The following is a 23,204-nucleotide window of genomic DNA, read 5'->3' as shown; positions in this document are numbered from 1 at the left end:
GGGCCAAGATCCCGGATTGCATCCGGGCTACGGTCAGAACTGGAACGCGAGCCGCACCCCACCCCAATGCCTGCCCTGCACCTTGATCGGCGCGGCCAGCTCCTTCATCACCACAAAGCGCCCGCCGCCCATGTCGCGTCGGTAGGTCTGCAGCAGGAAGGGCCGCTGGTTGCGGGCCGAGGCCAGGCCGGTGCGGTCATTGAAGATGCGACGGTAACGGCTGTGGGCGCTGTCCCAGGCAAGATCGCCGCGCTGGGGCTGGCAGTACTGCTTGTTGTGCGTCGCCACATAGCCGTTGCGGTCGACGGCGATGCAGAACACCACCTTGTTGCTGAATTTCAGCATGCGCTCCTGCACCTGAGGGAACAGCTTGTCGGCCAGGCCGGTGAAGCGGCTCATGAACTGGGCCGGATTGGTGCTGGCTATCGGCTGGTAGTGCTCGTCGAACAAGTCGGTCACCGAGATGGTCGATTGCTTCAGTGCATCTTCCAGCAGGGCCGAGATCTCGGCTGCGGCCTCTTGAACCGCCAGGATATAGGGCGTGTCCTCGGTCTCGAAACCGCTCTCGGCGACCTTTTCGAGCAGGTCCTCGGAGATCTTCAGAAAGGTCTCGCTGTGGCCCAGCGCCTGCCCCAGGGCCTTGCTGGTCTGCTGCACCTGGCCCTGCATGCCGCTCATTGCGCCGCTGAGTTCGTTGCACAGTGACTGGCTGCTCTCGGCAGCGCCAACAATGGCTGCAACACCGGCTTCCACATGGGCCAGCGCCTGATGCACACGCCCCTGCTTGGCGGCGTTGCTCTGAGTCTGGATTTCGCGGGCCAGCGCCTCAATGCGCTCGTCAAGCTTGCCCAGGGTGCCGAGAATCTGCTTGGACGAGGTCTCGACCTTGCCGGCCAGGTCCTTGACGGCATCGGCCACCACGCCGAAGCCACGCCCCGCGTCACCGGCGCGCTTGGCTTCTACAGAGGCATTGAATGCCACCAGCCGCGTCTGCACCGCAATCTGGGTGATCTGGCCGGCGGCCTCGGCCACCTGCTTGAGCGTATCGACAATGGTGCCGACTTCCTTGCCCACGGCCTCCAGCGCCTGGCGCGCCTGACTCACCGCCCTGCTGCTGCCCTGGGTGTGTTCGCCAATGCCCTGCTGGGCCTTGTTGACCTGGGCCAGCTGGGTCTGCAGCGCGGTAACAGTGTCGAGCTGCTGCAGCGCCTGCTTGCTGGAGTCTTCGATCAGGCCGCGCACCTCGGCGGCCTCACGGCCCAGTACCGAGGCCTGATGCGACAGCGAGCCTATCAACTGGCGGGCATCGGGTGCATTGACGGCGGGCGCAGCCGCTCTGAGATCGGGGGGGGGATTGCGTTTAAAGAGTCCCATCATGCCTCTGGAAGCCCAAATGAGTGAACACAAGGGCAGGACTGCACCCCCTCTTGACTACCACTCTCTCAGTTTGACGCGTAACCTTGCAATAGACTGACTGTGGAGCTGGCAGACCCGTGACTCCGTGACCTTCAGCACGGCGGCGATCTCTTTCAGGTTCATGTCGTGCTCGTAGTACATGCTCATCACGTACTGCTCACGCTCGGGCAGATTCTTGATCGCGTCGACCAGAGCCTGGCGCATGCGCTGGTCCTGTAGCTGAGCCAGCGGGTTGTGGTCGTCGGAGACGACATGGCGGTCCAGATAATCGTCATCGCCATCGTCGCCCGACATGTCCTCCAGATAGACCAGCTGGGTGCCCCGCACCTTGCCCAGCAACTCCTGGTATTCGACCAGGCTCAGGCCCATTTCCTTGGCAATCTCGGATTCATGCGGCGCACGGCCGAGCTTCTGCTCCAGCTTGTGCACGGCGGTCTCGATCGAACGCTGCTGGCGGCGCGTGCCGCGGCTCATCCAGTCGCCGCCGCGCAGCTCGTCGAGCATGGCGCCGCGGATGCGCTGGGTGGCAAAGGTCTCGAATTGCACGCCCTGAGCGGCGTCGAAACGCGACAGGGCATCGGTCAAACCAATCATGCCTACCTGGATCAGGTCGTTGATCTCCACGTTGGCGGGCAGCTTGGCAATCATCTGATGTGCCAGTCGCCGCACCAGCGGGCTGTACTGCTTGATCATCGAATTGATGTCCAGTTGGCCTTTGGCGGTGTACATGCTCTGCTCCAACATTCAATTTGCGGCCATACCGGCATCTTGCCACGGACGGAGCAGCCCACGCAAAGGCATCGCGTCGGCGGGCGCATCGAGGGCTGCGCCGGGCGGCGCGGCCATCAATAGTTCACGCGCCAGATGCCGCAGTTCGGGGGATGGCCTCTCATCGGGCGGAGCAATCGGGTCAATCGCGGCCCAGTCGCGCAGCACGGCGCCCAGGAAGCTGTCGGCGCAGGTCGTCATCTGCTGGGCGATACGCTCGACGCGGGGCGAGTGCTCGTCGGCGCCCAGCAGCAGGCTGTAGACCATCAGGCCGGCGCGCTGCGTCAGCAGCTTCATGCCGGCGTAGGCATGGGTCACGCTGTGCGGGTGGTCATCGGCCAGCAGCACCGGGCGGACCTCGCGCCGAGCCACGACGCGGCACAATTCGGCCGCGCTGGCATGCAGCAACACCACATCGGCCTGCGGGGCGGCTTCGATCACCGCGTTGAGCATCTCGGCCGCCGAGCCATGCGAGTTGATGAAGCGCATCGGCAGGCCACGGGCGGCCAGGTACGACACCTTGTCGGACAACTGCTCGACGCAGGCACCCAGATCGACAGCAGCCAGTTCGTCCGGGGCGGGCGAGTTCTCGCCGGCATCGACAACCAAGGTGTGCAGGCCCAGTTCGGCAAAGGCGGCGCACAGCCGTTCCAGCAGCACCCCGCCGAAGGCTACATTGGGGTTGCTGACCACGGGCACGAAACGCACACGCGAGGCCGAGAACATCCGGCGCAGGCCATCGGCCTGATCTTGCGGAGCGGGTGCTGCGAAGGGGTTGTGCATGAGGCGGTAGGGGTCTTGTTCTGTTTGAGAGCGGGCTGGGCGTCTTGAATCAGACGTGCAGACCGGCTGCAAGCGCGGCGCTGCTCACGGGGGCGCCGGCAAAGATCAGGTTCACGTCGGAGGCGTCGACCCGCCAGGCACTGGCGCCACCACCACGCAGCGCGCGCTGGATCAGCGCATGGGCCGACAGGCGATGCCAGTCTTCCGGCACGCGCTGGCCGTTGGCCACGCCGACGACGCGCAGGCGGTGGCGTATCAGTGTGTCCAGTGCCGGGCCCAGCTTGACGGCCTCGTCGATCTTGGACAGCACCACGCCCTGGCATTCGCTGGCGCGCCAGGACAGCACCACGTCCTCGATCGTCTCGCCCTGGGCCGAGGCATTGACGACCAGCAGCTTGCGTATGCTCTTGTGGGCCAGCATGTCCAGCAACTCGCGGGTGCGGCTGTCGCGCTGGGCCATGCCGGCCGTGTCGATCAGGATCATCTTCTTGGCCGACAGCAGTTCCAGCAGGTCTTCCAGCGAGGCGCGGTCGTGCGCGGTGTGCACCGGCACGCCGAGGATGCGGCCATAGGCGCGCAGCTGTTCGTGGGCGCCGACGCGGTAGGCGTCCAGCGTGATCAGGCCCAGCTGGGCCGCACCGTGGCGGGTGGCGAAATTGGCGGCGATCTTGGCCGTGGTCGTGGTCTTGCCGACGCCGGTGGAGCCGATCAGCGCGAACACGCCGGCCTGCTCTTCCAGGGCCGGGCCGGCCTCGTCGGTGAGCAGATTGTGTTGCAGCACCTGGGTGGCCCAGACCGATTCGTCGGCATTGCTGTTCTGCAGATCGACCGGAAAGCCCTCGACCAGCTTGCGCGTCAGCGCCGGCGAGAAGCCGCCTTCCAGCAGGCGCTGGGTCAGGCGGGCCTGTGCCGGTTGGCGCTGCAGCTTCTCCATGAAGGCCAGCGCGCCGAAGCGCTCCTCGATCAGGCCCTTCATCGAGCGCAGCTCGTTCATCATGTCCTGCTGGTCGCGCTTGGCCGAACCGGGGGCCATATCGGCCAGGGTCGGGGTTTCGCGCAGGCGGGTCTGCACGCGGATTTCGTCGCGCAGCACCGGCGGGGCGCGGCGGGCAGCGGTTGCGGAGGCCGTGGCCACGGCCGGGGCGCTGCCGCGGACCGGTGGGTGTTCCTGCTGCATGGTCGGCGCACTGGCCGGGCGCAGCGGGCGCACCGTGCTGGGCAGGGCCGGCGCGGGGGCCGGACCGGGGTCGGGCTGGGCATTCAGTTCGGCCTGGCGGCGCTTGAGCATGCGCTCGCGTACATAGTCCTGGAATGACAGGGTGCTCATCGCCAGGGTCTGCACATCGTCGGCCACGCCCTGATCCATCACCGGTTCGCTGCGCTGCGCGGCCGGCCGCGCCGGCTGCTGCGGCGCACCGGCCTGCTGGCGCAGATTGCGCGGCTGGGACTTGTCAGCCAGGGCGGCAGCGGCGCGGGCCTGCAGACTGCCGCGCGGCGCATTGCCGGCAGAGGCCTGGGGGGCATTGCCGCTGGGCGCGGTGGCCGAGAAGCGCTCGATCTGCTGCACGCTCTCCGGCGCCATGGCCAGCACCTCGACGCCCTCGGCACAGGGCTTGGTGGAGAGCACGACGGCGTCATCGCCGAAGGCCTGACGCACCAGCGTCAGGGCATCGCGGGACGTGCGGGCGGTAAAGCGTTTGACATTCATGCCGTGCCTCCAATGATCGAGCCGATCCGGATGGAATGGGTTTCAGGAATTTCACTGTGCGCCAGTACCTTCAACCGGGGTGCGGCGCGCTTCAAGAGTCGAGCCATCGGCGCGCGTATCGCGTCGGGTACCAGCAGACAGGCCGGCACGCCCAGGTCTTCCTGGTGCTTGGCGGTGTCGGCGGCCGAGCGGGCCAGGGTGTCGGCCACACCGGGGTCCAGCGCCGCGCCGTGCGGCGAGTTCAGCGCCTGGGTCACCAGGCGTTCGAGTTCGGGGTCCAGTGCGATCACGTCCAACTCCTTCACCGGACCGTAGATCTGCTGCACGATGGCCGGGGCCAGATGGGTGCGGATGCGGCTGGCCAGCTCGTTCGGGTCGGTCACCGTCGGGGCATACTCGGCCAGGCAGTCGATGATGGATCGCATGTCGCGGATGTGCACGCCCTCCTCCAGCAGCAGCTGCAGCACTCTTTGCACGGTGGCGATACCTATCATCTTGGGAATCACGTCTTCGATCAGTTGAGGGGCCAGCTTGGTCATGTGCTCGACCAGCGCCTGGGTCTCCACGCGGCCCAGCAACCGGGCCGCCTGCACTTGCATCAAGTGTGAGAGATGGGTGGCCACCACGGTCGAGCAATCAACAACGGTAAATCCGGCCATTTGCGCCACCTCGCGCTGGCGGTCCTCGATCCATACCGCGGGCAGGCCGAAGGCCGGGTCGGTGGTGCGGGTGCCGATCAGCTGCTGGCTGGCGTGGCCCGGGTTGATGGCCAGCCACATGCCCGGGAAGGCCTCGCCCTCGCCCACCACCGCGCCGCGCAAGGTGATGCGGTAGGCGCTGGGCTTGAGCTCGAGGTTGTCGCGGATATGCACCGGCGGCGGCAGGAAACCGACCTCCTGCGCGAACTTGCGGCGCACACCCTTGATACGGCTGAGCAGATCGCCCTCGCGCTGCTTCTCGACCAGCGTGATCAGCCGGTAGCCGACCTCCAGGCCCAGCGTATCGACAGGCACAAGATCGTCCCAGCTCGCATCGACATTCGCCTCGGCCGGCGCCACCGCCGTGACCTTGGGCTTTTGCGCCGCCAGGATGTGGCGCTGCTTCATCAGCCAAGCCAGATAGCCGAAGCCGCCGGCAATCATCAGGAACACCAGATGCGGCATGCCCGGGATCAGACCCAACAGGCCGATGATGCCGGCGGTGATGGCCAGCGACTGCGGCGAGTTGAAGACCTGCTGCGCGATCTGCGCGCCGACGTTCTTGTCCTTGCCGACGCGGGACACCACCATCGCCGCGGCGACCGAGATCAGCAACGCCGGGATCTGCGCGACGAGCGCGTCACCGACGGCCAGCAGGATGTAGGAGTTGGCCGCCTGGCCGGCCGACAGCCCGTGCTGGGCCACGCCGATGATGAAGCCGCCGATGATGTTGATGAACAGTATCAGGATGCCGGCCACGGCGTCGCCGCGCACGAACTTGCTGGCGCCGTCCATGGAGCCGAAGAATTCGGCTTCCTCGCCCACCTCGGCGCGGCGGCGCTTGGCCTCCTTCTCGTCGATCAGACCGGCGTTCAGGTCGGCGTCGATGGCCATCTGCTTGCCGGGCATCGCATCCAAGGCGAAGCGGGCACCAACCTCGGCAATACGCTCCGCACCCTTGGTGACGACGATGAAGTTGATCACCACCAGGATGCCGAAGACGATCAGGCCGACGGCGAAGTTGCCACCGATCAGGAAGTGGCCAAAGGACTCGATCACCTTGCCGGCCGCACCAGTGCCGGTGTGGCCCTCCAGCAGCACCACGCGGCTGGAGGCGACGTTCAGCGACAGGCGCATCAGCGTGGTCAGCAGCAGCACGGCCGGGAAGGCCGCGAAGTCCAGCGGCTTGAGCATGTGAGCGGCCACCATCATCACCATCACCGCCATCGCGATATTGAAGGTGAACAGCAGGTCCAGCGCGAACGGCGGCAACGGTAGCACCATCATCGCCAGAATCATGATGATGGCCAGCGGCGCACCCAGCGATCGCAGCAGCGCGGCGCGTGGGCCCAGCATGGCTTGCATCTGTTGCATCAGGCCATTCATGCGTCAGTCTCCGGATCGTCGGCGTTGGGCTTGGTGGCCTTGTGATGGGGGTCCAGTTCGACCGGCACATCGGGTTGCGGCTGCTGTGCCGGCATCGGTGCCTTGCCGGCCATGGCAGCGCGCAGCTGGTACACATAGGCAAGCACCTGCGCCACGGCGGCGAACAGGGCGGCGGGGATTTCCTTGTCCACCTCGGAATGCGCATACAGCGCCCGGGCCAGCATCGGCGACTGCAGCACCGGCACCTTGGACTCCTTGGCCAGGTCGCGGATCTTCATCGCCAGCAGGTCGGCCCCCTTGGCGACAACGCGCGGTGCGCCCATCGCGGTTTCGTCGTACTTCAGGGCCACGGCATAGTGGGTCGGGTTCATCACCACCAGGTCGGCCTTGGGCACGGCGGCCAGCATGCGGTGCTTGGCCATCTCGCGCATGCGTTGGCGCATGCGGCCCTTGACCTCGGCATTGCCCTCGGCCTCCTTGTATTCCTGCTTGGCCTCTTCGCGTGTCATCTTCAAACGGCGCAGGTGCAGGGCGCGCTGCAGCGGCACATCGATGGCGGCGAACAGGGCCAGTGCAATCACCAGCAGCAGCAGGCCGGCCGACAGCAGCTCGCCGGCATAGCCGATCGCATTGGGCAGCGGCACGGCCATCATTCCGACATAGTTGGCCATGCGGTCCTTCAGCACCAGCGTGCCAACGGCACCCAGGATCAGGGCCAGCAGGCTGGATTTCAGCGCGTCACTGGCGTGCTGCCAGCTGAACAGCCGGCCGATGCCGGCCAGCGGGCTGATGCGTTCGAATTTCGGGGTGATGGGCTTCAGCGTCCAGACCATGCCACCGGCGGCGACCGCGCTGGCCATTGCCACCAGCACCATCACGATGCCCATCGGCGCCACCACCAGGATGAGCTTCAGGGTCAGGTCGGACAGCACCTCGCCCATTTGGGCCGGGCTGCTCACGGCAGTGACATTGAAGCGCAGCGCCTGTGCCAGCATCTGCTTGAGCCAGTCCACCAGCATCGGCGCAAGCAATACCAGCAGCGCCCCGCCCGCCCCCATCGCGGTGAAGTGCCCCAGGTCGCGCGAGCGCGCAACCTGGCCGTCATCACGCGCCTTCTTCAGCTTCTTGGCTGAGGCGGGTAAGTTACGGTCTTGTGCGTTTTGGTCGGCCATGGGGAAACAAGTTGACGGTCATCGTCATTGTTTGCCGCTGTGGCCAAAAACTTAAGGCAGATAAGGGGGTGAAAACCGGACGTAGTTTCAATGCAAAACGGCGACCGAGGTCGCCGTTCAGGGGGCCAGCGGTGCCTAGAAACCCAGGCTTGCCAGCAAGTCATCCACCTCGGTCTGGTCCTTGACCACATCGGTGCGGCCTTCATGCACGACCACCGGGCCCTGCAACACGGCCTCGACCTTGTGCGCCTGCTCGGGCGGCGCTGCCTGCACCAGCAGCTTGACCAGGCTGTCTTCCAGGTCACCGGCCAGCTTGACGACCCGGGCCACCACCTGGCCGGTCAGGTCGTGGAAGTCCTGGGCCATCATGATGTCGGTCAGATGCTGGTCGATCGCCGCCGTGCGGGCTTCGACCTCGGCAACGAAATTGAACACCGCCCCGGTCGCCACCGCCTTGACCGGATCGGCCACGATGGAGGCCGCCATGGCACGCGTCTGCTCGGAGATGCGGCCATGCTCGGCCTTGGCCAGGTCGACCGAGTTCAGCACCTTCTCGGCGGCTTCGCCCGTCTTCTTGGCGATATAGCTCAGCCGGCTACGCGCGTCTGGCAGGCCCTCGGTGGCCTCCTGCAGCTTGGGCATCACACCCAGATGCTGCAAGGTGTCGTGCAGTTGGCGGGTGATATGACCGAGCTGGTTGAAGACCTCGGGCGAGGCCTGGGCTGCCATCGTGGGCGCCAGGCTGGCTATGGTGTCGGCCATGGAGATCTCCGGTTCAAGCGGCCGCAGCCAGTTTTTGCATGATCTTCTGGACCTTCTCTTCCAAAGTGGCTTTGGTGAAGGGTTTGACGATGTAGCCGGCCGCGCCCGTCTGGGCCGCCAGCACGATGTCTTCCTTGCGTGCCTCGGCCGTCACCATCAGCACCGGGATGTGCTTCAGCGAGGGGTCTTCCTTGACCGCCTTGAGCAGGTCGAAGCCGTTCATGTTCGGCATATTGATGTCGCTGACGACAAAGTCGTACTTGGTCTGCTTGAGCATCCCCAGGGCGACGGCACCGTCTTCCGCCTCGTCCGCATTGTTGTAGCCGATCTCCTTCAGCAACCCGCGCACGATGCGGCGCATGGTCGAGAAGTCATCGACGATCAGAAATTTCATATCGGTGCTCATGGCATTCCTCGAATCTGCTTGAGGCCTTATCGGATGGGAGGCGCCAAACTTGAGGCACCTCCCGCTGGCGAATCGGGATTGGTTTGCACCTCCTCCGCTTCCGGCTTGAATACCGAGTCTTCCGCATCTCGGGTCATCACAATAATACTGATGCGGCGGTTGCTCGGGCTCAATGGATCTTCCTTGTTGAAAAGGGTGCTGGACGCAAGGCCCTGCACCCGCAATGTACGGTCTTCGGGCAGGCCGCCGATGATCATTTCTCGCCGGGACGCATTGGCCCGGTCGGCGGACAGCTCCCAATTGCTGTAGCCGCGGTCGCCGCCCGGGAACGGTGTCGCATCGGTATGGCCCTCCAGGGTGATGCGGTTGGGCACCTCGGCCAACACCTGACCGAGTGCACGCAGCAACTCACGCATATAAGGTTTGACCAAGGCGCTGCCGCTGTCAAACATCGGTCGGTTGTTTTCGTCGACGATCTGGATGCGCAGACCGTCACGCGTCATGTCCAGCCGGATCTGGCCGCCGATGGAGGCGAGCTTGGGATTGTTGGCGAGCACATCCTCGACCTTCTCCTTCAGCTGCTCCAGCCTGGTGAGCTCGGCCCGCTTCTGCTCAGCCTTGAGCGCCTGAAGGTTGATGTGGTGCTTGGGCGCCTCGACATCGCCACGCTTGACCTGACCGGCGCTGCGCGTCAGATCCTCGCCGCCGCCCTTGAGCACATGGGATGAATCACCCGAGCCCGACCCGCCCATCAGCGACACCTTCAGCGGCGAGGCGAAATAGTCGGCAATGCCCTTTTTGTCGCCCTCGGTGGTCGAACCGAGCAGCCACATCAGAAGAAAGAAGGCCATCATGGCCGTCACGAAGTCGGCGTAAGCGATCTTCCAGGCGCCGCCATGGGCTGAATGGCCGCCCTTCTTGATCTTCTTGACGATGATGGGCTGTAGCTTCTTCGCGTCACCAGCCATGGCTTGACCTCACTTCTTGCCCTTCACATGGCTCTCCAGCTCGACGAAGCTGGGCCGGTCGCCCGAAAAAAGCACCTTGCGGCCGAACTCGATCGCCACCTGGGGCGCATAGCCCTGCATGCTGGCCAGCAGAGTGGTCTTGATGCATTGCAGCTCCTTGCCGGCGTCCTCGACCTTCTGCTCCAGCAGGCCGGCCAGTGGCTCGGCAAAGGCGTAGGCCAGCAGAATGCCCAGGAAGGTACCGACCAGGGCCGAGCCGATCATGCCGCCCAACACCGCAGGGGGCTGGCCCACCGAGCCCATGGTGTTGACCACGCCCAGCACGGCGGCCACGATGCCGAAGGCCGGCAACCCACCGGCCACACGTTGCAGCGCCGCCACGGCGGCATGCTCTTCCTGGTGGTGGGTCTCGATCTCGCTGTCCATCAGGCTTTCGATCTCATGGGCATTCAGATTGCCCGACACCATCATGCGCAGATAGTCGGTGATGAACTCGGTGACGTGGTGGTCATTGCCCACCGTCGGGTACTTCTGGAACAGGGCGGAGCTGTGCGGGTCCTCGACGTCTTTTTCGATCGACATCAGACCCTCTTTGCGGGCCTTCTGCAGGATGTCGTACATCAGCGCCAGCAGCTCCATATAGCGGGCCTTGCTGAACTTGCTGCCCTTGAAGCAGGTACCCAGGCCGCGCATCGCGGCCTTGACCACTTTCATCTGGTTATTGGCCAGGAACGCGCCGATTGCCGCTCCAAAGATGGTGATCATCTCGAACGGCAAGGCCTTCAGGATCACGCCGATGTTGCCACCGTGCACGATGTAGACACCGAAGATGCACGCCATTGCGACGGCCCAACCAATGATGACGAACATGTTGATTTCTTTGTGGAGGCTGCTCAGCCCATATCGGCGCTAAAAATTTACAACTTGAGTTTGCCCGCCGTCCCCGCCGGCAAAGGCAGCAACAGAACCCTATTCACGCCCTAAAAGAAAGCGGCGGACCTCTTTCGAGACCCGCCGTGAAAAGCACAGGGATTGTGCTAGGAGGAGACAAGCAGAAATCGCCGAAGCCCGAGGGCTCCATACCCAGTCTTTCGACTGGCCTGAGAGGTACTTTAGGTCGGATGGCCATAGGGCACCTGGTACAAGCACACGTTTTTGCCACTTTTGGTCTGCAGACGTGCCGTCGGCTGCAGGCCGGTGATCTCGAACTCCAGGCTGACCAGCCAGGCGCCGGGCGCCAACTCCGCCTGCGCCTTGGCCCAGGCCCGCGCCATCGACTCAGGCCGCTGGAATAGATAGACGAGAGCGAAGGGCTGCCAACTGTGGGCCCACATATCGCCGCGCTCCACCCGGGCCCACCGGCAGGACATGCGGGTCACCATGGCCAGCGGCCAGCTCCATTCGATGCCCTCGATTCGCGCCCTTGGATAGGCGCGGCGCAAGGCACGCAGGCCATGGCCCAGGCCGCAGCCGGCGTCGAGCAGGCGAGCACCATCGGCCAATGGGGCCAGCGACGGCAAGGCATCGAGCGCCTGCTCAGGGGTCGGGAACAGCGGCGCGTCGCGCCAGGCCCGGTGTGGATAGGCAAGCACCAGCAGACCCAGCGGAAGGAGCCAGGCCCAGGCCGGCAGACCGGTAGCCAGGCCGCTGGCGAGCAGCGAGGTGGGAAAGCCTGCAGCCACCATCAGGCGGCGCGAGCGGGTGATTTGCGGCATGGCCAGGGCCACGCCCAGGGCGACAGCCAGGGTCAGTGCCAACCAGGCCGGTGCACCTAGCCGGGGCAAGGCGGCGAACGTCAACCAGGCCAGGCTCCAGGCCACGAGGGCCGGCAGCGGCCAGACAAGCTGGGCCAAAGGCTTGAGCCGGGCCACAGCTCAGTGCATGTGGATGCCGCCCTGGGCCTTGCCTTTGCCGGCACGGGCCGGCGGGTTGCACAGGCCACAGACATAGTGACGGGCAATCTCATGCGGATGGGTGACGAAATGGCCGCCGCACTTGCTGCACTTGGTCATCGTCAGCATGCCGTTGTCGACGAACTTGACCAGGCGCCAGGCGCGGGTCACGGACAGCAGGTCCTCAAGGCCCTGCGCCTTGGTCTGCTCCTGATAGAGCTGGTAGGCCTTGATGACGGTGTCGATCTCGTCCATCTCGGCGACCTTGTTCAGGTACTCGTGGATGTTCAGGAACAGCGACGCATGGATATTGGGCTGCCAGGTCATGAACCAGTCGGTCGAGAACGGCAGCTGGCCCTTGGACGGCGATTTGCCCGAGACTTCCTTGTACAGGCGCAGTAGGCGCTCGTAGGACAGGTCGGTCTCCGACTCCAGCACCTGCAGGCGGGCGCCCAGATTGATCAGCGTCACAGCGCGCTCGATCTGACGGGCTTCGGTGAGGATGCTTTTGTTGCGGGCCATGGCGTCGTTCTCCGGAATGTCTTGTTGTTCTATCTAGGCTCAGGCGGCTTCTTGATGGCGGCCGGCCATCAGGATGCTGGCATGAAGGCGGGACACGCTCTCGTTCGCGGCGGTCTTGCCATGGCTGGTGAGCAAGCCCCAGACCAGATCGTCATCCATGCGGAAGCGGCACAGCAGGGTGTTGCCCGAGGCAATCTTCATCATCTGGGCCGGCGACAAGGTGTTGATCAGCAGCGCTGTCTCGTCCGAGATGCCCAGGCGATACAACGCTTGCTCGCGGTCGGTCCGGATCAGGCTTTGCGCCAGCATCAGGTACGACAGGTTGGCTTCACGGATTTCTGTGAGGATCTGTTCAGCATTCATCTTGTGCTCCTTGGCTTTGCAGCGCTTGGGTTTGGTCTCAACGTGAAACAGATTGTGAAGTGACGAACTGCCCCGCAACATCAGCTCAGTTCCGTCGCTTGAGTCCCGTTTCTTCCAGGGTGCTTGTCAGGCAAATTCCTACAAACGACGAGATGGGCAGGACTTCCACGGCTACTCCGGCGCTATGAAAGCGTGCTGTAGTCCATGCAAGCGCGGCTGATGAACACGGCGGCATGCATGTTTCTTCTCAAGCCCGGCACGGCGCGGCCGAAATGAGCTTGGACGGCGCCGCAAGGCCCACCGTCAAGAGGACGGAACCAAGCCCAGGGCTCGGTGCTTGTCGGTGTTTATTGAGAAGAAAATGCGAGAGAAGACAATAAATTCTCTTGACAAATTACTAAAGTTCTGATCTCAAACACCGAAAACACAAGCAACGGAAACAAATTTGGATCCGTGGTCCGGAGTAGCCGGCCGGTGGTTCGACAAAGGGTTGATCCTTTCATCGATATCAACGGATGACTGCCGCCGGGCGCAGCAGGCCACCAGGCGCAAGCCAGTGGCAGTTCACGGCGGGTCAGTTCGGTTCATCAAACGTACCCGCTGAGGCAATGCCGGCGCTCATGCCGGAAGTCACGTCAACGTTATTGGAGTTTTCAAATGAGCCAGATCAATACCAACCTCTTGTCCCTGAACGCACAGCGCAACACATCGAACTCGCAAATGGTCCTGGGCACCACGATGCAGCGCCTGTCTTCCGGTCTGCGCGTCAACAGCGCCAAGGACGACTCCGCCGGCCTGGCCATCGCCGAACGGATGCAAGCCCAGATCAAGGGCATGAACGTCGCCATCCGCAACGCCAACGACGCGATCTCCCTGGCGCAGACAGCTGAAGGCGCGCTGGGCAAGGTCGGCGACATGCTGCAGCGCATGCGTGAACTGGCCGTGCAGTCGGCCAATGCGACCAACGCCCAGGGCGACCGCGACAACCTCGACACCGAATATCAGGATCTGGCGGCGGAAATCACCCGCACCATCGACGCCACCCGATTCAACGGCCTGCAAGTGCTGTCCGCCGATGCCGGCACCCAGACCTTCCAGGTCGGCGCCAACTCGACGGATACGGTGGACATCACGACCAATGACGTGTCGACCACCTTCACTGCCGGCGACCTGACCAGCCAGGCCAATGCGACGACCGAGATCGACAATCTGGACACCGCCATCGACGCCTTCAATACCGAACGCGCCCTGTACGGTTCGGCCCAGAACCGCTTCGACGCCATCGTCTCGACCCTGCAGGTCGGCGCCGAAGCGCAATCGTCGGCCCGCAGCCGCATCATGGACGCCGACTTCGCCGCAGAAACCGCCAATCTGAGCCGCGCCCAGGTGCTGCAACAGGCTGGCAACGCGATGATTGCCCAGGCCAACCAGGCTCCCCAGCAAGTGCTGGCCCTGCTGCGCTGATCAAGGCCCGCCAAGCGTTCCCGGGGTCAAACCCCGGGGCGCCAGACGCCTTCAATCAAGGCCGCCACCCGCGAGGTGTGGCGGCTTTGCTCATTTGGGCCGCGGCAAAGCGGTTTTGAAATACGGGGGTGTTTCGCCTCATTTCGCGTGAATGACTTGCCTTCGGCCTGCCGACAATGGATTACATCGGAGTGCAGTTTCTGCGCCCCGATGTCCGGAGCGCTGACGAGGGTCGCCAACATCCACAGGGGATGAGGCGGCAGTCGCCGGTGAAATGCACCGGGCCGAGGTCGGCAGCGGGGGGCTCTTGCACTCGCCGCCGCCGATGCAACGCCGGCGCGTCCGCCGGGAGTCACAGGCTTCTACAGGAGTGCTTGAAATGCCCCAGACCATCAACACCAACCTTGCGTCGCTCAACGCGCAGCGCAACCTCAACAGTTCGCAGTCCTCGCTGGGCGTCTCGATGCAGCGCCTGTCGTCCGGCATGCGCGTCAACAGCGCCAAGGACGATTCGGCCGGTCTGGCCATCGCCGAGCGCATGGGCACCCAGGTTCGCGGCATGAATGTCGCCATCCGCAACGCCAACGACGGCATCTCGCTGTCGCAGACGGCGGAAGGCGCAATCGGCAAGGTCAACGACATGCTGCAACGCATGCGTGAACTGGCTGTCCAGTCGGCCAATGCGACTAATGGCGTCAGCGACCGCCAGAATCTGGACACCGAGTACCAGGACCTGGCCTCGGAAATCGCCCGCACCATCACCGCGACCAAGTTCAACGGCATCGACATCCTGGCCGCCGGCGCCGGTGGTCAGACCTTCCAGGTGGGCGCCAACGCCACCGACCAGGTGACCATCACCACGGCCGATATGTCGGGCGTGTTCACGCCGGGCAATCTGCTCGATGCGGCGGCATCGACAACCGAAATCGGCAATCTGGACACCGCCATCGATGCCTTCAACAACGAACGCGCCAAGTACGGCTCGGCCCAGAACCGCTTCGACGCCATCATCTCCACGCTGATGGTGGGTTCGGAAGCGCAGTCCGCTGCCCGCAGCCGTATCATGGATGCCGACTTCGCCGCGGAAACTGCCAATATGAGCCGCTCGCAGATCCTGCAACAGGCCGGTACGGCGATGGTGGCTCAGGCGAACCAGTTGCCACAGCAGGTGCTGACCTTGCTGCGCGGCGGTTGATCCCCGCCGTCGCAGCGCCGGAACGAGGCTAAAGCCCGGCCCTGGCTGGCCGATATCCGTAGCAAGGGTAGGCGCCGTCGCGGTGCAGCTTGACTTGTCCTGAGCGTTGTTTGAAGAGGTCCCACCATGCCGGTCATCAGTTCTGCAGGCATTGGCAGCAATCTGCCCGTCGATAACATCGTCAGCGGTCTGCTCGCGGTCGAACGCAAGCCCATCGACCTGCTGAAAACACAGAATACGCAGTTACAGACCAGCCTGTCCACCTTCGGCAAGCTGCAAGGCTCGCTCGCGACATTGCGCGACGCCGCAGCCAAGCTGAGCCGCCCCGACATCTGGGCCGCTACCAGCGCCAGCTCATCGGACAGCAACGCCGTCAGCGTCACCACCACCGCCACCGCATCTCCTGGCAGCTACAGCATTGCCGTGCAATCGCTGGCCGCAGCACAGCTCGGTGCCAGCGTCGCCTTTGCCAGTTCCTCCGCCGTCGTCGGCCAAGGCGTGCTGCATATCGATCTAGGCACCTGGGACAAGGACCTTGGCACCTTCGCCGCCAAGACCGGCGGCAGTACCCTGGACATTTCGATCGGTGCCGGTGAAGACACGCTGGAAAAAGTCCGCGACAAGATCAATGCCGCAGGTGCCGGTATCACCGCCTCCATCGTCAATGACGCTTCGGGCGCGCGCCTGGCCATCAAGTCCAGCAGCACCGGCGTCGAGAATGGCTTCCGCATCACCGTCGATGATGCAGACGGCGGCGGCGGCGACACCAGCGGCCTGTCCGCCCTGGCCTACGACCCCGAGAACGGCATCAGCTCGCTGGCCAAGAAGCAGAGCGCGGCCAATGCGCTGGCCACCATCAACGGTTTGGAGGTCAATTCGGCCACCAACACCCTGACCAATGTCATCGATGGCTTGAACGTGACCTTGGGCAAGGTCACGACCAGTGACGTCAACATCTCGGTGACCCAGGACACGGCCAGCATCAGCAAGGCCATCACCGACTACGCCACCGCCTACAGCGATGTGGCCAAGTTCCTGAAGGAACAAACCAAGTACGACGCCGTGTCCAAGGCCTCGGGCGCCTTGCAGGGCGACCGTGCCGCGACCAATCTGATCACGCAGTTGCGCGCGGCGCTTACCGGCACTTCAACCGCAGGTGTCAAATACCAACGCCTGGCCGATATCGGCCTGGACCCGGCCGCCGACGGCACGATCAAGGTGGACAGCAGCAAGCTCACCACCGCCCTTGGCAGCCTCGCCGACATCAAGGCCATGTTTGCCGATGGCAGCAGCGACGCGAATCAGCAGGGGCTTGCCGTGCGCATGCGCAAGCTGACCGACGAAGCGATGGGTGTTGACGGAGCGTTGACCGCGAGGCAGGACGGCCTGCGCCGCAGCATCACAGTCAACACCAAGCAGCAGGCCCAGCTGGAAGACCGGGTCGCCAATACCGAGAAACGCCTGCGCGCGCAGTACACGGCGCTGGACGCCAAGATGGCGGGGCTGAACGGCCTGTCGTCCTACATGACGCAGCAGATCGCCCAGTTCAACAAGGGCTGAGCCCGGACACAAGCCCCGGAAGGGGCTTGTGACTGGCGAAGGCCTTGCGGCGATACCAGCCACAAGGCTGAGCCAAGCCCCTCAAGGGCGCCATCAAGGCAGGACCAAGGCCAGGACTTCCCTGGCCTTTTGCTCGTCTGAGGCGCAGAAACAAGTCCGGCACAGGGCGTGAATCCCATGCTTTTTCAGACGCTGGGTTGATCTGCGGCCAGCCCAGAATCAACACCGCAGCCGTGACCGTGCCAGACTCGGAGATGCGTCACAAATGCCGTTCAGCTTGGGGCATGTGGCCCCCTTAAGTTCGCAGTCTGCGGGCCGAAAACTGAATCAACACGACGTCAACAAGGGTCTTCACCATGAGCTACATGCCCCCCAACGGCTTCGCCTCGCAGCGCATGAGCAATATGTACCGCGCTGTAGGCACCGAGACCTCGGTGCAATCCGCAGGCCCGCATCGCCTTGTCGCCATGCTGTTCGAAGGCCTGATGGACTCGATGGCCCAGGCCAAGGGCGCCATGCGTGCCGGCAATCTGGAAGCCAAGGGCAAGGCCCTCGGCCGTGCCGTACGCATCATCGAGGAAGGCCTGCGCGCCGCCCTGGACATGCGCGCCGGCCCGCTGGCCGCCGATCTGCAAGACCTCTACAGCTACACCACCCTGCGCCTGACGCAGGCCAATCTGCGTAATGACGAAGCCGCCATCGAGGAATGCCAGCGCCTGCTGCAGCCGCTGAAGGATGCATGGGACGCCATCGGCGACCAGGTCGAACCCCGCCGCGCCGCCTGATGAGTAAAAGTCTGTTGTCTGCCCAATCGATGACCTCACCCATGAACACCCAACTCCTGAGCTATTACGAAGCCATCGAGCAGGCCAGCGCCGACATGCTGATGGCCGCCCGCTGCGGCAACTGGGACGAAGTCGTGAAGCTCGAAGGCGCCTGCGTGCTGCTGATCTCACAGCTCAAGCATGCCGCCACGCAGCAGCACCTGGGCAATGAAGAGGCCCAGCTGAAGACACGCATCATGCAGCGCATCCTGCTCAATGATGCCGAGATCCGCCACCTGGCCGAGCCCTGGCTGGACGATCTGGACCAGGTACTCGCCGGCCGCAGCAAGACCGTGCATTGAACCTGGGCTGAGCTCGCGCATGCCGACATTGACCCAGCCTGAACCCACCCCACCCGAGCTGAGCCTCAAGGCCCCGGCCGAGATCCTCGGCCTGCTGCGCGAGATCCAGGACCAGGGGCTGGTGCTCACCCTGGCCGCGCCCGACGGTGGCCACTACAGCACCACCCTGGCCGCCATAGACACCGACAGCCAGAACCTCAGCTTCAGCGCTGACAGGGTGGACCGCTCGCTGCACCAGCTGATCGAGGCCGGCGACGTCGTCGCCGTTGCCTATCTGGACCGCATCAAGCTGCAGTTCCAGCTCGCCAACCCGATGCTCGTCAATGGCCCGCAGGGCAGCACCCTGCGCGCCGATCTGCCATCCGAGATGTTCCGCTTCCAGCGCCGCAGCGCCTATCGTGTGCAGCCGCTCGATGCCAGCGCGCCACGCGCCACCCTGCCCCACCCGACGTCTCCCAGCCAGAGCCTGTACTTGCGCATACTGGACGTCAGCGCCAGCGGCGTGGCCCTGCTGGCCCCGGCCGAGCTGATGGCCCAGCCGCCCTGGCAGGCCGGCCAGCTGATCGCGCCGGTGCAGTTGCAGCTGGACCGCAGCACCCAGTTGGACCTGCGCCTGCGCGTGCAGCATGTCAGCCAGCTGAGTGGATCGGCCGGCGGCGTGCAGCTCGGTTGCGCCTTCGACGAATTGTCGGCCCTGGCAACGCGCGATCTGCAGCGCTATATCGACCAGACGCAGAAGCGCCGACGCGTGCTGCAGACCCGCTGAGCGGCCGCCATGCCTGCAGCCCTGGTCGTCCGAACGCTAGCGCGGCCGAACCGCGGCTTCACCCTGGTCGAGGTGGCCACCGTGTGCGTGATCGTGGCGATCATCGCGGCGATCGCCCTGCCCTCGTTCAACAGCTATCTTCGCCGCGGCAAGCGTCATGATGCAATCACCGCGCTGACCCGTTTGCAGCAGGCGCAGAGCAGCTATCAGTACCAGAACGGCCGCTACGCCGGCGATCTGGCTGCGCTGGGCCTGCCGGCCCACAGCCTCGAAGGCTTGTACAGCCTGCAGATCAACAGCAGTGGCGCTGATGGCTACAGCGCCACCGCCACGGCGGCACCCGGCAGCGCTCAGGCCAAGGACGGCGACTGCAGAGCGCTGCGTCTCACCGTGTCGCCCAGCGGCACCGACTACGGCCCCAGGGCCAGTTGCTGGAATCGCTGACATGCAGCCACGCTTGATTCAACGTGGCTTGACCTTGACCGAGCTGGTGTTCACCATTGCCGTGCTGGCCATACTCACGGCCTTGGCCGTACCCAGCTACAACAGCTTTCTGGACAAGCAGCGGGTCAAGGGCGCGGCGAATGCGCTGGCCGACGACCTGCGCTTCGCCCGCGAGGAGAGCGTGCGACTGGGGCGCAGCGTGCATGTCACCTTCCAGCCCGGGGCCCCCTGGTGCTGGGGCGTGGCCTTCGCAAGGCCCTGCGACTGCAAAGGCCTCAACCCAGCGCTGCGCTGTGATATCAGCCGCGGCGGAGGCGAGGACTTCAAGGGCGTTGAGCTGGCCGTCAGCCAGGCGATCGAGTTCGACCCCCAGCTGGGCCGGGTGATGCAGCCGGGCCGCGTCGAGTTCAGCAGCCTGGGCGGCAAGCGCCTGAGGGTGGAGCTGACGGGTAGCGGGCGCTCGCGCGTCTGCGCGGCCGAGGGATCGGTCAGCGGGCTGGAGGCTTGTTGAACTGAGCCTGTAGCTCCCCGGATTGCATCCGGGCTACAGGAGTCGCGTAGCCCGGATGCAATCCGGGTCCACTCCAACCCATCAGACCTGCATATTCATGATGTCCGAGTACGCCTGTACAAGGCGGTTGCGGACCTGCAAGGTCGTCTGAAAGCCGATCTGCGCCTTCTGCATCGAGACCATGGTCTCTTCCAGGCTCACCGTCGGATTGTCCAGTTGCACCTCGCGCTGAAGGCGCGAGGCCTCCATCTGCGAGGCACTCACCGTCTTCAGGCTCTGGCTCAGCAGCGCGCTGAAGTCGGCGGCCTGAGCTGCGCCCTTGGTCGCCAGAGGCTGACCGGTGGGCGTCATCCCGGCACGGGCGGCGGCGGCGGCAAAATCGAAGGGTTTGAGTCTGAGGTCCATGGTGCACTCCTGAAGGCATAGAGGCCTGTGGAAGCATGGATCGAATGGTAGGCGTGCGCCTCGGCAGCGAATGCCGGAACTGAACTTGGAATTGCGGGCTGTTCCCGGCTTTCGTTTCGCTTTAGAAACGAATAATCAGCTCCATCCCAAACCCGGTCCCGGGTCTGTTTCGCAGCTTCTTCGCCTCACCCTCGCCGCCCATGGACAACGCCCTGCTCTCCCCGCTGGACATGACTGCCGCCCCGCCGACCGGTTTCGGTGCGCGGCTGGTGGCCCTGCCGGCGCGCAGCAAGCTGATGATGGGCCTGGGCGTGGCCACCCTGGTGGCCGTGCTGGTGGCGATGAGCCTGTGGAACAGCCAGGGCGACTACAAGCCGGTGTTCACCGGCCTGTCCGACAAGGACGGCGGCGCCGTCATTGCCCAGCTGGCAACGATGAACGTGCCCTACAAGAACGAGCCGGGCGGCACCATCCTGGTGCCTGCAAGCCAGGTCTATGACGTGCGCATGAAGCTGGCCTCGGCCGGCCTGCCCAAGGGCAGCGTGATCGGCTTCGAGCTGATGGACAAGCAGTCGATAGGCCAGACCCAGTTCAACGAACGCCTGAACTTCCAGCGCGCGCTGGAGGGCGAGCTGACCCGCACCATCACCGCACTGGCCGATGTGGCCGATGCCCGCGTGCACCTGGCCATGCCGCAGCAGAACGGCTTCTTTCGCGAGCAGCAAAAACCCAGCGCCTCGGTGATGCTGACGGTGCGCGGCGGCCGCACACTGGACCGCGCCCAGGTTGCCGGCATCGTCCACCTGGTCTCGGCCAGCGTGCCCGAGCTCAATGCCCGCGCCGTCAGCGTGCTGGACCATACCGGCGCCCTGCTGTCGTCCACCGGCGACACCGGCTCCGGCCTGGACGGCCAGCAGCTGCAGTACAAGCAGCAGATCGAGGCCAATTTCAGCAAGCGCATCTATGAGCTGCTGGAGCCGGTGGTGGGCCGCGACAATCTGCGCGCCAGCGTCACCGCCGAGGTCGATTTCTCGCAGACCGAGGCCACCTCCGAGGAGTTCAAGCCGAACCAGGGTGCCAATGCCACGGCCAGCATCCGCAGCCTGCAGTCCACCGAATCGATCAACGGCAGCAGCGCCGCCCCCTCGGGCGTGCCGGGTGCCGCCACCAATCAGCCGCCGGTGCCGGCCACCGCCCCGATCACCGGCGCCGCGGCGCCCTTGCAGGCCGCCCAGGGCAGCAGCAACACCAGCTCGCGCAAGGACAACACGACCAATTTCGAGGTCGACAAGACGGTGCGGGTAACGCGCAACGCCACCGGCGTGGTCAGGCGCCTGAATGCCGCCGTGGTGCTGAACAACCGCAGCGTCACCGACGCCAAGGGCAAGACCACGCAGCAGCCCCTGCCTGCCGACGAGATCGAGAAGCTCACCGCCCTGGTCAAGGAGACGATGGGCTTCAACCAGGAGCGCGGCGATTCGGTCAAGCTGATCAACGCTCCGTTCAAGGTGGACAAGATCGAGGCCCCCGACATGCCGATCTGGAAACAGCCCTGGCTGATCGACATGGTGCGTGCCGGCGCCGTGCCCGCCGCCCTGGTGCTGGTGGCCCTGATCGCCGTGTTCGGCATGGTGCGCCCGGCCATACGCGCGGCGATGGCGCCGCCTCCCGCCCCGGAAAAGGGCAGCCAGCTGGACGCCGTGGTGGATGACGACAATGCCCTGCCCGGCTCCGCCTTGCAGGCGCTGCCCGCCCCAGGCGACGACAAGCGGCTGGAGAACGTGCGCGCCCTGGCCAAGGAAAACCCTGCCGCGGTCGCCAATATCGTGCGCAATTGGGTGAATGGCGAAGTCAAGTGACGCCATACCGGACTGAACGGACTACCTTATGAGCATGGACGACGAAGGCGTGGAAAACGCAGCCATCCTGCTGATGTCACTCGGCGAGGAGGAGGCTGCCGAGGTGTTCAAGCACCTCGCACCGAAAGAAGTGCAGAAGCTCGGCGAGACCATCGCCAAGTTGAAGGTGATCCCGCGCGAGCGCGTCAATACCGTGCTGGACAAGTTCACCGAGATCGCCGGCGACCAGAGCATGCTCGTGTCCGACACCGACGAATACGTCAAGGCTGTGTTGCGTCGGGCCCTCGGAGATGAGAAGGCCAATCTGCTGATCGACCGCATCCTGCAGGGCAGCGACGTCTCGGGCATCGAAAGCCTGAAATGGATGGACGGTGGTTCAGTAGCCGAGCTGCTGCGCAATGAACACCCCCAGATCGTCGCCGCGATCCTGGTGCATCTGGACTTCGACCAGGCCGCCGACGTGTTGAAGGCCTTCACCGAGCGCCAGCGCAACGAGGTCCTGATTCGCGTGGCGACGCTCGATGGCATCCAGCCCTCGGCGCTGAAGGACCTGAACGAGGTCATGAGCAAGGTGCTGGCCGGCGGTGACCGGCTGAAGAAGTCCTCGCTGGGCGGCGCCAAGACGGCGGCCGAGATCATCAATATGATGGGCTCCAGCGTCGAGACCTCGGTGCTGGACTACATCCGCGAGGCCGACAGCGATCTGGCGCAGAAGATCATGGACAACATGTTCACCTTCGACGACCTGGACAAGCTCGACGACAAGGGCTTCCAGGCCCTGCTGAAGGAAGTGCAGTCCGAGTCGCTGATCATCGCCCTGAAGGGCGCCACGCCCGAGCTGCGCGAGAAGGTTTTCCGCAATATGTCCACCCGCGCCGCCGAGACGCTGCGCGAAGACCTCGACAGCCGCGGCCCGGTGCGCGTGTCCGAGGTCGAGGCCGAGCAGAAGGAAATGCTCAAGACCGTGCGCCGCCTCGTCGACGAAGGCCAGATCGTGCTGGCCACCGGCGGCGACGACGACTTCCTCTGA

Annotated in this window: 24 protein-coding genes; 10 read left to right on the top strand and 14 right to left on the bottom strand. The window is 64.7% G+C overall.

Translation table 11 applies throughout. From position 1 onward, the window contains the following. Nucleotides 1-33 precede the first annotated feature (33 nt). The 13 genes from DES47_RS14430 to flhD all read right to left on the bottom strand — a co-directional run bounded on the left by DES47_RS14430 (nucleotide 34) and on the right by flhD (nucleotide 12,844). On the bottom strand, nucleotides 34-1,374 hold the full coding sequence (locus tag DES47_RS14430; protein WP_243748302.1) for a methyl-accepting chemotaxis protein: 1,341 nt from the start codon (nucleotides 1,372-1,374) through the stop codon (nucleotides 34-36). A gap of 57 nt (nucleotides 1,375-1,431) precedes the next feature. Beyond that, a complete protein-coding gene (locus DES47_RS14425) occupies nucleotides 1,432-2,145 on the bottom strand; it encodes an RNA polymerase sigma factor FliA (protein ID WP_133701399.1) in 714 nt (237 codons plus the stop codon). Nucleotides 2,146-2,160: 15 nt separating this feature from the next. After that, the gene (locus DES47_RS14420; RefSeq protein ID WP_133701398.1) at nucleotides 2,161-2,967 is read right to left on the bottom strand and encodes a flagellar biosynthesis protein; all 807 of its coding nucleotides are present in this window, start codon (nucleotides 2,965-2,967) and stop codon (nucleotides 2,161-2,163) included. 49 nt (nucleotides 2,968-3,016) lie between these two features. Continuing rightward, nucleotides 3,017-4,675 (bottom strand): flagellar biosynthesis GTPase FlhF, encoded by a 1,659-nt coding sequence (gene flhF / locus DES47_RS14415; protein ID WP_133701397.1) that lies wholly within the window; start codon nucleotides 4,673-4,675, stop codon nucleotides 3,017-3,019. Further along, the gene (gene flhA, locus DES47_RS14410) at nucleotides 4,672-6,747 is read right to left on the bottom strand and encodes a flagellar biosynthesis protein FlhA (RefSeq protein ID WP_425057443.1); all 2,076 of its coding nucleotides are present in this window, start codon (nucleotides 6,745-6,747) and stop codon (nucleotides 4,672-4,674) included. Before flhA ends, flhF begins: the two co-directional genes overlap by 4 nt. 8 nt (nucleotides 6,748-6,755) lie before the next feature. Beyond that, entirely contained in the window at nucleotides 6,756-7,931 is a 1,176-nt protein-coding gene (gene flhB / locus DES47_RS14405) for a flagellar biosynthesis protein FlhB (protein WP_133701395.1), read from the bottom strand. 135 nt (nucleotides 7,932-8,066) lie between these two features. Further along, nucleotides 8,067-8,693, bottom strand: coding sequence for a protein phosphatase CheZ (locus DES47_RS14400; protein ID WP_133701394.1), 627 nt, complete (start codon nucleotides 8,691-8,693; stop codon nucleotides 8,067-8,069). Between the two features lie 13 nt (nucleotides 8,694-8,706). Continuing rightward, on the bottom strand, nucleotides 8,707-9,099 hold the full coding sequence (cheY, locus tag DES47_RS14395) for a chemotaxis response regulator CheY (protein ID WP_133701393.1): 393 nt from the start codon (nucleotides 9,097-9,099) through the stop codon (nucleotides 8,707-8,709). A 26-nt stretch (nucleotides 9,100-9,125) separates the two neighbouring features. After that, nucleotides 9,126-10,067 (bottom strand): flagellar motor protein MotB, encoded by a 942-nt coding sequence (gene motB, locus DES47_RS14390; protein ID WP_133701392.1) that lies wholly within the window; start codon nucleotides 10,065-10,067, stop codon nucleotides 9,126-9,128. Between the two features lie 9 nt (nucleotides 10,068-10,076). Next, nucleotides 10,077-10,937, bottom strand: coding sequence for a flagellar motor stator protein MotA (gene motA / locus DES47_RS14385; RefSeq protein WP_133701391.1), 861 nt, complete (start codon nucleotides 10,935-10,937; stop codon nucleotides 10,077-10,079). A gap of 242 nt (nucleotides 10,938-11,179) precedes the next feature. Then, on the bottom strand, nucleotides 11,180-11,920 hold the full coding sequence (locus tag DES47_RS14380; RefSeq protein ID WP_243748301.1) for a class I SAM-dependent methyltransferase: 741 nt from the start codon (nucleotides 11,918-11,920) through the stop codon (nucleotides 11,180-11,182). A gap of 21 nt (nucleotides 11,921-11,941) precedes the next feature. After that, a complete protein-coding gene (flhC, locus tag DES47_RS14375; RefSeq protein WP_133701389.1) occupies nucleotides 11,942-12,481 on the bottom strand; it encodes a flagellar transcriptional regulator FlhC in 540 nt (179 codons plus the stop codon). Between the two features lie 39 nt (nucleotides 12,482-12,520). Then, a complete protein-coding gene (flhD, locus tag DES47_RS14370) occupies nucleotides 12,521-12,844 on the bottom strand; it encodes a flagellar transcriptional regulator FlhD (RefSeq protein WP_133701388.1) in 324 nt (107 codons plus the stop codon). A gap of 657 nt (nucleotides 12,845-13,501) precedes the next feature. Here flhD and DES47_RS14365 point away from each other — a divergent pair. From DES47_RS14365 to DES47_RS14330, 8 genes are all read left to right on the top strand, one after another. Beyond that, the gene (locus tag DES47_RS14365) at nucleotides 13,502-14,308 is read left to right on the top strand and encodes a flagellin N-terminal helical domain-containing protein (RefSeq protein ID WP_133701387.1); all 807 of its coding nucleotides are present in this window, start codon (nucleotides 13,502-13,504) and stop codon (nucleotides 14,306-14,308) included. A gap of 379 nt (nucleotides 14,309-14,687) precedes the next feature. Further along, entirely contained in the window at nucleotides 14,688-15,503 is an 816-nt protein-coding gene (locus DES47_RS14360; RefSeq protein WP_133701386.1) for a flagellin N-terminal helical domain-containing protein, read from the top strand. Nucleotides 15,504-15,629: 126 nt separating this feature from the next. Then, on the top strand, nucleotides 15,630-17,063 hold the full coding sequence (gene fliD, locus DES47_RS14355; protein WP_133701385.1) for a flagellar filament capping protein FliD: 1,434 nt from the start codon (nucleotides 15,630-15,632) through the stop codon (nucleotides 17,061-17,063). Nucleotides 17,064-17,419: 356 nt separating this feature from the next. Further along, nucleotides 17,420-17,848 (top strand): flagellar export chaperone FliS, encoded by a 429-nt coding sequence (fliS, locus tag DES47_RS14350; protein WP_243748300.1) that lies wholly within the window; start codon nucleotides 17,420-17,422, stop codon nucleotides 17,846-17,848. Nucleotides 17,849-17,889: 41 nt separating this feature from the next. Beyond that, entirely contained in the window at nucleotides 17,890-18,189 is a 300-nt protein-coding gene (locus tag DES47_RS14345; RefSeq protein WP_133701384.1) for a flagellar protein FliT, read from the top strand. 19 nt (nucleotides 18,190-18,208) lie between these two features. Then, the gene (locus DES47_RS14340; protein WP_166652000.1) at nucleotides 18,209-18,955 is read left to right on the top strand and encodes a flagellar brake protein; all 747 of its coding nucleotides are present in this window, start codon (nucleotides 18,209-18,211) and stop codon (nucleotides 18,953-18,955) included. A 9-nt stretch (nucleotides 18,956-18,964) separates the two neighbouring features. After that, a complete protein-coding gene (locus DES47_RS14335; protein ID WP_133701382.1) occupies nucleotides 18,965-19,399 on the top strand; it encodes a type IV pilin protein in 435 nt (144 codons plus the stop codon). A 1-nt stretch (nucleotide 19,400) separates the two neighbouring features. Then, nucleotides 19,401-19,910: a GspH/FimT family pseudopilin gene (locus DES47_RS14330; protein ID WP_166652017.1), complete on the top strand. Its 510-nt coding sequence runs from the start codon at nucleotides 19,401-19,403 to the stop codon at nucleotides 19,908-19,910. Between the two features lie 81 nt (nucleotides 19,911-19,991). Here the strand turns inward: DES47_RS14330 and fliE are convergent, their stop codons facing one another. Next, entirely contained in the window at nucleotides 19,992-20,315 is a 324-nt protein-coding gene (gene fliE, locus DES47_RS14325) for a flagellar hook-basal body complex protein FliE (protein ID WP_133701380.1), read from the bottom strand. 200 nt (nucleotides 20,316-20,515) lie between these two features. Between fliE and fliF the strand changes: the two genes are divergently transcribed. After that, nucleotides 20,516-22,174, top strand: a complete 1,659-nt coding sequence (fliF, locus tag DES47_RS14320) for a flagellar basal-body MS-ring/collar protein FliF (RefSeq protein WP_133701379.1) — start codon at nucleotides 20,516-20,518, stop codon at nucleotides 22,172-22,174. A gap of 34 nt (nucleotides 22,175-22,208) precedes the next feature. After that, nucleotides 22,209-23,204, top strand: a complete 996-nt coding sequence (gene fliG, locus DES47_RS14315) for a flagellar motor switch protein FliG (RefSeq protein WP_133701577.1) — start codon at nucleotides 22,209-22,211, stop codon at nucleotides 23,202-23,204.

This window comes from Roseateles toxinivorans (genome assembly GCF_004362525.1).
Lineage (GTDB): Bacteria > Pseudomonadota > Gammaproteobacteria > Burkholderiales > Burkholderiaceae_C > Paucibacter > Paucibacter toxinivorans.
This window is presented reverse-complemented; position numbering and strand designations above follow the sequence as displayed.